Source organism: Peribacillus sp. NPDC060253, from assembly GCF_042727425.1.
Classification (GTDB): Bacteria; Bacillota; Bacilli; order Bacillales; family DSM-1321; genus Peribacillus.
The window spans coordinates 1-12,638 of record NZ_JBHXAS010000129.1 but is presented as its reverse complement, the minus strand read 5'-3'; the positions used below and the strand labels follow the sequence as shown (position 1 = coordinate 12,638).

Genomic DNA, 12,638 nt, shown 5'->3' with positions numbered 1-12,638 from the left:
GCGAAGAGGTCACACCCGTTCCCATTCCGAACACGGCAGTTAAGCTCTTCAGCGCCGATGGTAGTTGGGGGTTTCCCCCTGTGAGAGTAGGACGTTGCCAGGCTATTCATTTAAATCTTTAAATGGGTTTAAGGAAACATAATATTATTCCGCAGTAGCTCAGTGGTAGAGCATTCGGCTGTTAACCGAACGGTCGTAGGTTCGAGTCCTACCTGCGGAGCCATATGCTTCCATAGCTCAGTAGGTAGAGCACTTCCATGGTAAGGAAGAGGTCAGCGGTTCGAATCCGCTTGGGAGCTTCCCAATCTATCTATGAACACAAAAGTCCGGCCCGTTGGTCAAGCGGTTAAGACACCGCCCTTTCACGGCGGTAACACGGGTTCGAATCCCGTACGGGTCACCATTTTCAACTCATTAATATGGAGGATTAGCTCAGCTGGGAGAGCATCTGCCTTACAAGCAGAGGGTCGGCGGTTCGATCCCGTCATCCTCCACCATTATATTCATTATTTGCCGGTGTAGCTCAACTGGTAGAGCAACTGACTTGTAATCAGTAGGTTGGGGGTTCAAGTCCTCTTGCCGGCACCATTTACAACCATATATTGCGGAGGGGTAGCGAAGTGGCTAAACGCGGCGGACTGTAAATCCGCTCCTTTGGGTTCGGCAGTTCGAATCTGCCCCCCTCCACCATTTTAATGAAAATCCTGTGGATCAGTTATATATTCTCTATATTAGGGAAATATATGATTACCACTTTTTATTTTGTTGAATATTAATGATACATATCATATTATTGGGCTATAGCCAAGCGGTAAGGCAACGGATTTTGATTCCGTCATGCGAAGGTTCGATCCCTTCTAGCCCAGCCATTTGCGGAAGTAGTTCAGTGGTAGAATACAACCTTGCCAAGGTTGGGGTCGCGGGTTCGAATCCCGTCTTCCGCTTATTATAGTTTACATTCCTTAGGGGCCTTAGCTCAGCTGGGAGAGCGCCTGCCTTGCACGCAGGAGGTCAGCGGTTCGATCCCGCTAGGCTCCACCATCAACTACATACACCAAAACTTACGTCTTAAGCCAAAATGGTTTAAGACTTTTTTTTTATTTAATTTCAGGAGTGACCATTCACGATAGATAATAAGCCTTTTAAAAAAATCCGATAAAACATTAAGATATGAGAAAAGTGACTGCATCTTTATTCATGGAAATGTCCAGTTGAACCACCTTGATATACGATATAAAATAGTGGAAAGGGGGAGTTGTATGTCTATTCAGAAAATTTCTGTCATAGGGTTGCCTATGGACCTTGGTCAAGCAAGGCGTGGGGTGGATATGGGGCCTAGTGCCATTCGTTACGCAGGGGTTATCGAGCGTCTTCAGCAATTAAATATAGAAGTAGAAGATCTAGGCGATATTGTTGTAGGACGTCCTGGAAATGCAAATAAACCTGGAACAAATTTAAAAAACTTATCTCTTGTTGCAAAGGGTAACACTCAGTTAGCTGCAAGAGTAGATGAAATAATAGAAGGCGGTTCTTTTCCTCTTGTACTAGGGGGAGACCATTCAATAGCTATAGGAACATTAGCCGGCGTCGCAAAACACTATGATAATATAGGTGTGATTTGGTACGACGCACACGGTGATTTAAATACGGAAGAAACTTCTCCATCAGGAAATATACATGGAATGCCGCTTGCTGTCAGTATTGGGCTGGGACATCCGGACCTAATTAATATCCATGGTTCCGCTCCAAAAGTGAAACCGGAAAATATCGTAATAATTGGTGCAAGGTCATTGGATGAAGGGGAAAAAGAACTTATACGTGATAAAGGGATTAAAGTATTTACGATGCATGAAATCGACCGCATGGGTATGACAAGGGTCATGGAAGAATGTATAGGTTATTTAAGAGAAAGAACGGACGGTGTCCACCTTTCATTGGATCTGGATGGGGTAGATCCGTCAGATGCACCTGGAGTAGGAACACCGGTGAATGGTGGTATAAGTTATCGGGAAAGCCATTTGGCCATGGAAATGCTTGCGGAATCCAACTTGATTACGTCAGCTGAATTCGTTGAAGTGAATCCCATTTTAGATGAGCGAAATAAAACGGCGATCGTTGCCGTGGCACTCATGGGATCGCTATTTGGAGAAAAGTTATTATAACTGTTAAAATAAAAGAAACAGTAACCGGCTTGTAATGGGTTACTGTTTTTTATATGCTAGAAGACGTAGGTTTATTGTCCAGGGTGTAAGTATCATAAGCATAACTGTATATAGATGGTTGCAATTGCATAACCATATTCACTTAAGAGCACGTCGGTCCGTGAGACTTTCACTTCTTGTCAAATGTAGGTATTGATTGATTAAGATATCCAGCTTGCTGCTTACTTCAACAACTTCAGTATCAACCATCGAAGAACGGGAGGCCAATATCATCATTTTCTGTCTGTATTGCTCAATATGGTCTAAAATTTGTTCTGCTTTCATATAGAGATTCACTCCCTCATATTTACAATTTCTTACTATATAACCCTGTTTTTTTTTTCTTAAACATAAAATGTAAAACTTTGTTAAAATTAATGTATTAAATTTTTGAAACCTTTCAGCTTGCGATTCGTAATAATCGTATAGCCGCATGAGCGGGGGTAATACCGGAAAATGGATGCACTCATTAAAGAGAGAATTAATCAAGTATTAAAGGGAGACCATAATGCATTTGGGGAAATTGTCGAAATTTACAAGGACAAAGTTTTCCAGATATGTTTCAGGATGCTCGGAAACAGGCAAGAAGCAGAAGATTTGGCACAGGAGGCCTTTGTAAGAGCCTTCGTGAATATCCGCAGTTTCAATATACAAATGAAATTTTCCACATGGTTATATCGGATTGCCACTAACCTTTGTATTGACCGTCTTCGCAAGAAAAAACCAGATTACTACCTAGATGCAGATGTTGCTGGAACAGACGGATTGAATATGTATTCCCAAATTGCATCGGATATGGCGAAGCCCGAGGAAGAGGTTGAATCTTTAGAATTACAGGAAACCATTCAGGCGGAGATAATGAAATTGCCCGAGAAATACCGATCGGTAATCGTATTGAAGTATATTGAAGAGTTATCTTTAAAGGAAATCAGCGAAATACTCGATTTGCCAGTCGGTACGGTTAAGACGAGAATACATCGTGGTCGGGAAGCCTTGCGTAAACAACTACGCCATTTATAAAAAGAAGGTGAGAAAAATGAACTGCCATGAGGAAATCATTGAATATATGCATGATTATTTAGATGAGGACATCAAACCGGAGCATAAAGAAGTTTTACGGGAGCACTTGCATACGTGTGCTGAATGCCGGAATTATTTTCATGAAATGAAAAAGGCGGTCGCTCTTGTACAGAGTACTTCCCATATTAAGGCGCCGGATGACTTTACAGCAAAGGTAATGGCTCAATTGCCAAAGGAAACGAAAACAACGGGCGCCAAACGTTGGTTTAAAAGCCATCCCTTCATGACAGCGGCAGCCATGTTCATTATATTGATGACAGGTTCTGTTTTTTCCACTTATAATCAGGACGAACATTTTTCAGTTTCCAAACAGCCCAATTTAGTAGTAGAAGGTGAAACGGTTATTGTGCCTGCAGGTGAGAAAATCGAGGGAAATGTGGTAGTTCAAAATGGTAACATTCAAATAGATGGTGAAGTAGAGGGAGATGTGACAGTCATAAATGGACATAAATATATGTCCAAGGCAGGGAATGTGACAGGAAGCATCCGTGTCATTGACCAAGCTTTTGAGTGGGTGTGGTATAAAGTAAAGGATACTGCAACGTCGTTGGTTCCTTCTAAAGAGGAAGAAAAGGAATAGGAGTGTAGAAGCTGAGAAGAGGACATCGTTTTTCATATACGGTGACTTCGCTCAGCTTTATTTTTTAATGAAAAGGGATTCATTTTCCATTATTCGTTCTTAACATGCAAATTTCTCACACTAGTTTTAGATGTATCATTTAAAAAATGGTATACTATTAAAGTTATTACATAACGATTGTAATTGTTATTTGGAGTAATACTGACTGGAGGAAACAACATGTCTTTATCCAATTTGAATGTTTGGGACTATGTAATAAATTTCATTGATATTCTCCTTGTTTGGTTTGTGATATATAAATTGTTAACTATTATTCGAGGCACGAAGGCTATTCAGCTGCTAAAAGGAATTTTTGTAATTGTAATTGTAAAAAGCTTAAGCAACCTGTTTGGTTTCAATACACTTGGATGGTTAATGGCACAAGTCATGAATTGGGGAGTACTGGCAATTCTTGTAATTTTTCAACCTGAACTGAGAAGGGCACTAGAACAATTAGGACGCGGGAAGCTCTTTGCAAGGGGCACCGTTCCAGAAGAGAATCAGCAAGAACGCTTAGTTGAAGAAATCCTGAAGGCGTCCACGTATATGGCGAAAAGGCGGATCGGAGCCTTGATTACGATAGAAAAAGGAACAGAGCTGGGGGATTATGTGGAAACGGGGATTCCTCTAAAGTCCTATATTTCTTCAGAACTGCTCATCAATATCTTTATACCTAATACGCCACTCCATGATGGCGCGGTTATTTTGCAGAATAACCAGGTGGCAGCTGCAGCTTGCTACTTACCATTATCGGAAAGTCCATTCATATCAAAAGAACTTGGTACCCGGCATAGGGCTGCCATTGGCATGAGTGAAGTGACGGATAGTCTTACGATTGTTGTTTCAGAAGAAACGGGAGGGATATCCGTTACTAAAAACGGGGAACTCTACCGGGATTTGAACCAAGAATCTTTCAGGGCCATGCTTACAAGTGAGCTGGTAGTGGAAAACATCAAATCAACTTCCTCAGGCATCTGGAATTGGAGGGGGAAAAAGAATGGATAAATTCACTAATAGTGCTTGGTTTATGAGAATCGTAGCCTTTGCCTTGGCAGCACTTTTGTTCATTTCCATTAACTTTGAGATGGAGTCGGATAAAAAATCCCTTGGTTTATCGACAGCCCCTGAAATCAGTACGGAGACCATAGAAAATGTACCTGTTGAAGTGTACTATGACCGTGAAAATCTGGTAGTGAGCGGTGTGCCGGAAACGGTGGATGTTACTCTAAAGGGAGCAAAAAGTCTATTGATAAATGCAAAAAACCAAAGGGATTTCAAAGTTTATGTAGACCTATCGGATCCTGAAATCTCAATGGGGGATAGAACTGTCACATTTAAAATAAGTCAGTTGAATGAAAAGTTAGTGGCGACAATCGATCCGGAATATGCAGAAGTCAATGTTCAGGAACGAGTGACGAAGGAGTTCTCCGTTGAAGCAGAGTATAATCACTCATTACTTGAAGATGGATATACCGCTGGACAGCCAACCGTGAGCCCTCAAACTGTTAAAATAACAGGCGCCAAAGACGCGATTGAACAAATTTCCTATGTAAAGGCAAACCTTGAAATAAGTAAGGGACTTGATGAAACGGTGAATGGGAAGGCAACCGTTAAAGCTCTTGACCGGGACTTGAATAAGTTGGATGTGACGATCGAGCCTGCTTCGGTAGCCGTTTCTTTAAAAGTGAGCATACCTTCAAAGACGGTTTCCATAGCACCAAAGCAAACCGGGAAGGCAAAGGATGGCATTAGGATCAAGAGTTTAAGTGTCGATCCTAAAGAGGTCACCTTATTTGGGTCAGAAACGAGCCTGGAAAATATAAGTGAAATAGATTTACCTGTAAATATCTCCAAAATTGATGGTGATACGGAATTGGAACTCGATCTTACTAAACCGGATAGTGTACAAAAAATGTCCTTGGGTAAGGCAAAGGTCAAAATTCGTACGGAAAAAGTGGACGTAGATGAAGAGAATGCAGAACCAGTCGAAGAAGAGAAAGAACAAGTAAAAGAACAAGATGAACAAGAAGAACAAGAAAAAGTAGTCGAAAAAGATGAACCCGCTGCCATTGAGTCTAAGACATTCAATAATATGAATATAGAGCCTGTGGGCATACAAGCAGACCAAGATGCCGAATTGGAAACCGATGTAACAAGCATTACTTTGCTTGGTGAGGCGGATGATTTGAAGAAAATAACTAAAGACGACATTAATCTTACAGTAGATGTGAGTAATTTAGATGAAGGTACACATGATGTAGAACTGGTGGTAAAAGCGCCTGCGGGAGTGAATTGGGAACTGGATTCTAAAACGATTAAGGTCTCCATTACTCAAAAAGACGAAGCGACATGACCTTCCTTTAACATCATTTAATTCAGTAACGATTAGAAGAAGGAGCGATAAAGATGGGCAAATATTTTGGAACAGACGGAGTAAGGGGTATTGCGAATAGCGAATTAACACCGGAGTTGGCATTTAAACTAGGCCGTTTTGGTGGTTACGTTCTTACTAAAGATACAGAAAAACCCAAAGTGCTGATAGGGCGCGATACACGTATTTCAGGTGAAATGCTGGAAGGTGCACTTGTAGCTGGTCTATTATCCATTGGGGCTGAAGTTATGCGCCTTGGTGTCATTTCGACACCAGGAGTTGCCTATTTAACAAAGGCCCTTAGTGCTGAAGCGGGTGTCATGATTTCCGCTTCGCATAATCCGGTAGCGGATAATGGCATTAAATTCTTCGGCCCAGATGGATTTAAGCTCTCCGATGATCAAGAAGCGGAAATTGAAACACTGTTAGATTTGGAAAAGGATGAACTTCCACGTCCCGTTGGCGGAGATTTAGGTCATTTGAACGACTATTTCGAAGGTGGTCAAAAGTACCTCCAGTACTTGAAGCAATCAGTGGATGAAGAATTTACAGGCATCCATGTTGCGCTTGATTGTGCACATGGAGCAACATCATCTTTAGCCATGCATTTATTTGCTGATCTGGATGCAGACATCTCTACAATGGGGGCATCGCCAAATGGATTGAACATTAATGATAAGGTAGGTTCCACTCATCCTGAGGCACTGGCTGAATTCTTAAAAGAAAAAGGTGCGGATGTCGGACTTGCTTTCGATGGCGACGGGGACCGCGTCATTGCCATAGATGAAAAGGGAAATATTGTGGACGGCGACCAAATCATGTATATCTGTGCGAAATACTTGAAAGAAAATAATCGTCTGAAACAGGGAACAGTGGTTTCCACAATCATGAGTAACCTAGGTTTTTATAAAGGTCTTGAAGAGCATGGCATACAAAGCGCCCAAACGGCAGTGGGGGATCGCTATGTGGTAGAAGAGATGCGAAAAGGCGGCTATAACCTTGGCGGCGAGCAATCCGGACATATTATCTTCCTGGACTATAACACGACAGGAGATGGCTTATTGACGGGTTTACAGCTTGTAAACATCATGAGTGATACACAAAAGACCTTATCGGAGCTCGCTGGTGAGATGAAGAAATATCCACAAACACTTATCAATGTCAGAGTAACCGATAAACATGCTGTAACTGATAATGAAAAGGTACAGGAAGTCATTAGGGAAGTAGAAGGGGAAATGGCCGGAAACGGTCGTATCTTGGTGAGACCATCCGGTACTGAACCGCTAGTCCGTGTTATGGCTGAAGCACCGACTACTGAAGAATGCACAAATTATGTTGATCGCATCGTCTCTGTGGTAAGAGCGGAAATGGGAATAAGCGAATAACCAATCATATGCATAAAAGGAACCAATATTCCTTTTATGCATATTTTTATAAAGAAGTTCTTTTTCCTTGGTCACGGTAATAAAGAATTGACCTATGTCCCTTATTTAAGGTATGATTATCCTGATTTACATCTCATTTTCTATAAAATGGTTGTTTGAAAAGGAGGGTAGGCAAGAAGAAATGTTTTACAAAAGCGCCTGAACTAAGTCTGGTCGAGAAAGGCTTAGTTGACGAGGAGGAGGTTTATCGAATGTTCGGCGGATACCTCCCGGCTGAAGTGCACAGCCGCAGTAATTCCAATTTTAAAACAGTAGGGCAACTTACTGCACAAAGGATTGGAAATGCACAATGGGAAAAAGTGCTTTAGGGCATTTCCTTTATAAAAATATATATCAGAGATGAGGGGGCAGGGATGCCCCCGTGCATTCCTGTTCCCTCGAATCGGTTGGAGGAGCAGAAATTATGTGTGGAATTGTTGGATATATTGGACTTAATGACGCGAAGGAAATTTTATTAAAAGGTCTTGAAAAACTTGAATATCGCGGTTACGACTCTTCAGGGATTGCCGTAAAAAATGATGCAGGCGTGACAATCTTTAAGGAAAAGGGACGAATTGCGGACTTGCGTGGGGCCGTGGATGAAAATACTATTGCACATACTGGAATAGGACATACACGCTGGGCCACTCATGGTGTGCCAAGCCGTGATAATGCCCATCCTCACCAAAGTAATTCAGGTCGCTTGACTTTAGTTCATAATGGGGTCATTGAAAACTATGCGATTCTAAAACGTGAATATTTGAAGGATGTTGCCTTTAAAAGTGAAACGGATACAGAAGTCATCGTTCAACTCATTGAGAAGTTCGTAAACGGTGGTATGGAAGTGGAAGAGGCATTCCGTCAAACTCTCACTCTTTTAGAAGGCTCATATGCCATTGCCCTTTTGGATGCTGAAAATGATGAAACCATTTTTGTCGCAAAAAATAAAAGCCCGCTGTTAATCGGTGTGGGAAATGACTTTAACGTTGTCGCTTCAGACGCAATGGCCATGTTGCAAGTCACAGATCAGTTCCTTGAACTGATGGATAAAGAAATGGTCATTGTGACAAATGAAAAGGTAACGATCAAGAATCTTTCCAACGAAGAAGTTTTCCGTGCTCCATTCACTGCTGAACTGGATGCAAGTGATATTGAAAAAGGTACGTATCCTCACTATATGCTGAAAGAAGTTGACGAGCAGCCAGCTGTCATTCGTAAAATCATTCAAGCTTACCAGAATGAAGAAGGTAACCTTGCAATCGATTATAGCATTACAGAAGCCGTAAGTGAGGCTGACCGTATTTATATCATCGCTTGCGGAACCAGCTATCATGCAGGGTTGATCGGTAAGCAATTCATCGAAAAAATGACGGAAATTCCGGTTGAAGTCCATGTGGCATCGGAATTCACTTACAATATGCCGATATTATCGAAAAAACCGCTATTCATCTTCATTTCACAAAGTGGGGAAACGGCAGATAGCCGAGCCGTATTAGTGTCGATCAAGGCTCTTGGTCATAAAGCGTTGACCATCACTAACGTACCTGGCTCTACACTTTCACGTGAAGCGGATTATACACTCTTGCTGCATGCAGGACCTGAAATTGCTGTTGCCTCAACAAAAGCTTACACCGCGCAAGTGGCAGTGTTGGCCATATTGGCAAATGTAACTGGCCAATTCCGTAAACTGGAGTTTGATTTCGACCTTGTAAAAGAGCTTGGAATCGTCGCGACTGCAATGGAAGCCCTATGTGATTCGAAAGAAGAGATGGAAGCCATTGCCCAAGAATATTTGTCTGTGACAAGAAACTGTTTCTTCATCGGAAGGTCCCTAGATTACTATGTTGTTCTAGAAGGGGCGCTTAAGCTGAAGGAAATTTCATATATTCAGGCAGAAGGCTTTGCTGGCGGTGAGCTTAAACACGGAACGATTGCCTTGATTGAAGATGGTACACCTGTCATAGCCCTTGCTACACAGGCAGGTGTCAACCTAAGCATCCGTGGTAATGTCAAAGAAGTCGTTGCCCGCGGAGCCAACCCTTGCATCATTTCCATGAAGGGGCTTGAAGAAGAAGATGATCGTTTTATCATCCCGGAAGTGAACGAACTATTAACACCCCTTATCTCTGTTATCCCGATGCAGCTCATTGCATATTACGCTGCCTTACACCGCGAATGTGACGTGGATAAACCACGTAACCTTGCGAAAAGCGTAACGGTTGAGTAAGCTGGAATGAATGCAACGTATGTTTTGTAGATTTGAAGTAAAGTTTGATCGTTTTGAAAAAAGATTAACTGTTTTAAAAAAGTTGCACCGTATCACCCCGTTAGATATGATTATCTAACGGGGTATTTTTTTATGTCAAAAGAACGAGAGCATCTAACCGATTGTGCATATAGAAAAGTTAAACCTAAAAAAGAGTCTGCGGACTTTGTCGAAATTGAAGAAGTAATAAAACTATGGCTGAACAAAGGGCGCTGACTTACAAACGATTGATTTCTTATGGTGGATTGATGAAAGAAATCCATAAGGCATTAAATTTAGATGATGTGGAAAATGGCGGTTTAATACTTATTGATGATACGGATGAGGGAATTCAAAAATAATTTTTAATTTAAGGAGAGAATGACATGGAAGTTTTTGCAGAATTTTTAGCGAAGATTGATAACCCGCAACATCGGGACCGAACGGAAGAAGTTTTGGCTTGGGTAACTAAGAAATTTCCAAGCTTAATGCCAAAAATTGCGTGGAATCAGCCTATGTTTACCGATCATGGCACATATATTATTGGCTTTAGCGTAGCCAAACATCATTTGGCTGTTGCCCCTGAAATAGCAGGGATTAACCATTTTTCTGATGAAATTGTGCAGGCTGGCTATGATCACACCAAGCAGTTGGTGCGTATCAAGTGGGATCGTCCGGTTGATTACTCATTACTTGAGAGAATGATCGAGTTTAATATTTTTGATAAGGCAGACTGTTCAACTTTTTGGCGGAAATAAAAAAATCGGGTTTATTAAGGGTGAGCTGAACCTCTATTAAAGTGTCCATTATTCAAGGTTCTGTTCATATAAGAAGTGAAACGATGTGGTTCTGAGGTTATAAGATCTCCATATCTGCAGTCTGATCTAGCTCTATAAAATAAGGGGGTGAAACTCTCCCTTATGCGATACATAAATAGTTTAAAGTTCAAAAAAAAAACAAGGAGTTCCAAATTTGGAACTCCTTGTTTTTTTGGTTTTGTTAAAATGGAGATATAAAAATATTACAACCAAACTACTTTAAGATATTAAAGGGGGTTTCTTATGAAAAGGCCATTTGGGCAATCATTGCCTTATTAGTTATATTAGTATGTATTTCACGAGGATATTCTTCAGCTGAAAGTCATTAAAAGAATTTTAAAAAAAGGAAAATTTTCAAAAAAATATCAGAAATATCTGATTACTATGCAGTTGGCGAAGAAATAAGTTTTGACGATGCTGAATTTATGAAGCTTTATGCGATATATAAGCTCAAACAAAAAAATGTGGTAGAAAAACATTTAAAAGAATACTAAAGAGTAACTGTTCGAAACTATTAAAGGATTTTGATCTAGTAAAAAAAGATATGACGTGAGATTAATTAATTGAAAATTATTTAAAAAATTGTTTCTTTATATTGGTCCCATTTTTTCGTTGCCGAATGTACCTTTTCTCCACCACCAGACATAGCTACTATACCACCTATTTCTACCCTAAAGGTAAGGTTAAGACTCCATGTTGTAGTATCAGTCACTTTTTTGTGAAAGACTCTTGATTGTCGTTTATCTGTTGCTGTTTTCCAAATACAACCTACATTAAATATAAAAAAGTAGCAACAAAATAAGTTGACAATAGTACAAATGAAACCCTTATTCTAAGGGTTTTTTTAGAACTTTCTTTTACAAAGGGGTAAAAATGGATACTGATATTAAGCAAACTCATCGCTTTATATTATATATAACGATACTAATTATGATTATTTTTCCTTTTACACAACTTATATTACAAGAACTTTCTTTGCAAATAAGCAAACAATTATTTTTCTTTTTAAGTAAACTGGTTATTATCTATGTGCTTATTCTTTTCTTAAAAAAGAAAAAAGTAACCTTATCTAGCATTAGGCTAAAAAAGGTACATATAAAATATATTCTTCTTGGTATTTTAATGGGTATTACCGTTCACATGATAACTATGTTTTTTGGTAGGATTCAATATTATCTACTAACTGGGGAATGGCTTACTGCTGAAAAAATTGTTAGTACACTTATGGAGAGTAATGAAAACATAAGTTTTTACAGCATTATGATGATTGGCTTTTCAGTGGCGATTAGTGAAGAGATTCTTTTTAGGGGTATATTATTAAAACAATATCAGAGAATGAACATAAAGTCGGCCATAATTTTAAGTGCACTTATTTTTAGCATTTATCATATGACGGTGGGAAACTTGGTTTTTGCATTTGTAATGGGTATCTCTTTTGCACTATTAACCATCTATACTGGAAGTATCGTACCGGCTATCTTTTATCATTTTGTAGTGAATGAAATAATGAGGATTATCATGCATTTCCCGGAAAAGGTTACTGAAACTTATTTTAAAGTAATGGTGTCTCCAATTACCACCATAACTGGTTTAATACTTTTTCTATCTATATCAACTTACTTATTTATAAAAGTAAGAAAAAATAATCATTTTCAAAGTGAAAAAGTTAAGTTCTTTGATAGATACATTATTTTGTTATTTTTGATGTATGTTATTTTCCTAATAATATATTTCATTCAGGTATTAAAATGAATGAACAGAAGCAGTGATTATTAATAGCGCTCAAGAAAATGCGGTTTGGGCAAATTTAAATCCGTTATCTGGCAGAACTTGTAGAAAATATTTAAATATCTAGGGAGCAAAATGAAATATATTATAAT

Annotated in this window: 11 protein-coding genes, 9 tRNA genes and 1 rRNA gene; 20 read left to right on the top strand and 1 reads right to left on the bottom strand. The window is 39.7% G+C overall.

Features of this window, described 5'->3' with window-relative positions; all coding sequences use genetic code 11:
- The 11 genes from rrf to rocF all read left to right on the top strand — a co-directional run.
- A 5S ribosomal RNA gene (gene rrf, locus ACFWE9_RS22770) occupies window positions 1-103 on the top strand; the annotation flags it as partial.
- Window positions 104-148: 45 nt separating this feature from the next.
- Window positions 149-223 (top strand) — tRNA-Asn (locus ACFWE9_RS22765).
- A gap of 3 nt (window positions 224-226) precedes the next feature.
- Window positions 227-299, top strand: a tRNA-Thr gene (locus tag ACFWE9_RS22760).
- A gap of 29 nt (window positions 300-328) precedes the next feature.
- Window positions 329-403 (top strand) — tRNA-Glu (locus ACFWE9_RS22755).
- Window positions 404-421: 18 nt separating this feature from the next.
- Window positions 422-497, top strand: a tRNA-Val gene (locus tag ACFWE9_RS22750).
- Window positions 498-512: 15 nt separating this feature from the next.
- Window positions 513-588: transfer RNA gene (locus ACFWE9_RS22745), tRNA-Thr, on the top strand.
- A gap of 18 nt (window positions 589-606) precedes the next feature.
- Window positions 607-690 (top strand) — tRNA-Tyr (locus ACFWE9_RS22740).
- A 104-nt stretch (window positions 691-794) separates the two neighbouring features.
- A tRNA-Gln gene (locus tag ACFWE9_RS22735) sits at window positions 795-869 on the top strand.
- A 3-nt stretch (window positions 870-872) separates the two neighbouring features.
- Window positions 873-944, top strand: a tRNA-Gly gene (locus tag ACFWE9_RS22730).
- A 21-nt stretch (window positions 945-965) separates the two neighbouring features.
- A tRNA-Ala gene (locus ACFWE9_RS22725) sits at window positions 966-1,041 on the top strand.
- Between the two features lie 218 nt (window positions 1,042-1,259).
- On the top strand, window positions 1,260-2,162 hold the full coding sequence (rocF, locus tag ACFWE9_RS22720; RefSeq protein ID WP_230161276.1) for an arginase: 903 nt from the start codon (window positions 1,260-1,262) through the stop codon (window positions 2,160-2,162).
- A 138-nt stretch (window positions 2,163-2,300) separates the two neighbouring features.
- On the opposite strand, the gene ACFWE9_RS22715 is transcribed toward rocF, so the two are convergent.
- Window positions 2,301-2,486, bottom strand: coding sequence for an aspartyl-phosphate phosphatase Spo0E family protein (locus tag ACFWE9_RS22715; protein WP_230161274.1), 186 nt, complete (start codon window positions 2,484-2,486; stop codon window positions 2,301-2,303).
- 171 nt (window positions 2,487-2,657) lie between these two features.
- Here ACFWE9_RS22715 and sigW point away from each other — a divergent pair, with 171 nt between their 5' ends.
- The 9 genes from sigW (at window position 2,658) to ACFWE9_RS22670 (ending at window position 12,510) form a co-directional block, all read left to right on the top strand.
- A complete protein-coding gene (gene sigW / locus ACFWE9_RS22710) occupies window positions 2,658-3,221 on the top strand; it encodes an RNA polymerase sigma factor SigW (RefSeq protein WP_230161272.1) in 564 nt (187 codons plus the stop codon).
- Window positions 3,222-3,237: 16 nt separating this feature from the next.
- Window positions 3,238-3,861: an anti-sigma factor family protein gene (locus ACFWE9_RS22705; protein ID WP_230161270.1), complete on the top strand. Its 624-nt coding sequence runs from the start codon at window positions 3,238-3,240 to the stop codon at window positions 3,859-3,861.
- Window positions 3,862-4,080: 219 nt separating this feature from the next.
- The gene (cdaA, locus tag ACFWE9_RS22700) at window positions 4,081-4,905 is read left to right on the top strand and encodes a diadenylate cyclase CdaA (protein WP_230161268.1); all 825 of its coding nucleotides are present in this window, start codon (window positions 4,081-4,083) and stop codon (window positions 4,903-4,905) included.
- A complete protein-coding gene (locus tag ACFWE9_RS22695; protein ID WP_377358924.1) occupies window positions 4,898-6,253 on the top strand; it encodes a CdaR family protein in 1,356 nt (451 codons plus the stop codon). The genes cdaA and ACFWE9_RS22695 overlap by 8 nt, the downstream gene beginning before the upstream one ends.
- A gap of 53 nt (window positions 6,254-6,306) precedes the next feature.
- A complete protein-coding gene (glmM, locus tag ACFWE9_RS22690) occupies window positions 6,307-7,656 on the top strand; it encodes a phosphoglucosamine mutase (RefSeq protein ID WP_230161264.1) in 1,350 nt (449 codons plus the stop codon).
- 463 nt (window positions 7,657-8,119) lie between these two features.
- Window positions 8,120-9,922: a glutamine--fructose-6-phosphate transaminase (isomerizing) gene (gene glmS, locus ACFWE9_RS22685; protein WP_230161262.1), complete on the top strand. Its 1,803-nt coding sequence runs from the start codon at window positions 8,120-8,122 to the stop codon at window positions 9,920-9,922.
- A 233-nt stretch (window positions 9,923-10,155) separates the two neighbouring features.
- Window positions 10,156-10,302: a hypothetical protein gene (locus tag ACFWE9_RS22680; RefSeq protein ID WP_377358922.1), complete on the top strand. Its 147-nt coding sequence runs from the start codon at window positions 10,156-10,158 to the stop codon at window positions 10,300-10,302.
- Between the two features lie 24 nt (window positions 10,303-10,326).
- The gene (locus ACFWE9_RS22675; protein ID WP_230161258.1) at window positions 10,327-10,698 is read left to right on the top strand and encodes an iron chaperone; all 372 of its coding nucleotides are present in this window, start codon (window positions 10,327-10,329) and stop codon (window positions 10,696-10,698) included.
- Between the two features lie 933 nt (window positions 10,699-11,631).
- A complete protein-coding gene (locus ACFWE9_RS22670) occupies window positions 11,632-12,510 on the top strand; it encodes a CPBP family intramembrane glutamic endopeptidase (RefSeq protein ID WP_230161254.1) in 879 nt (292 codons plus the stop codon).
- The last annotated feature ends 128 nt before the right edge of the window (window positions 12,511-12,638 follow it).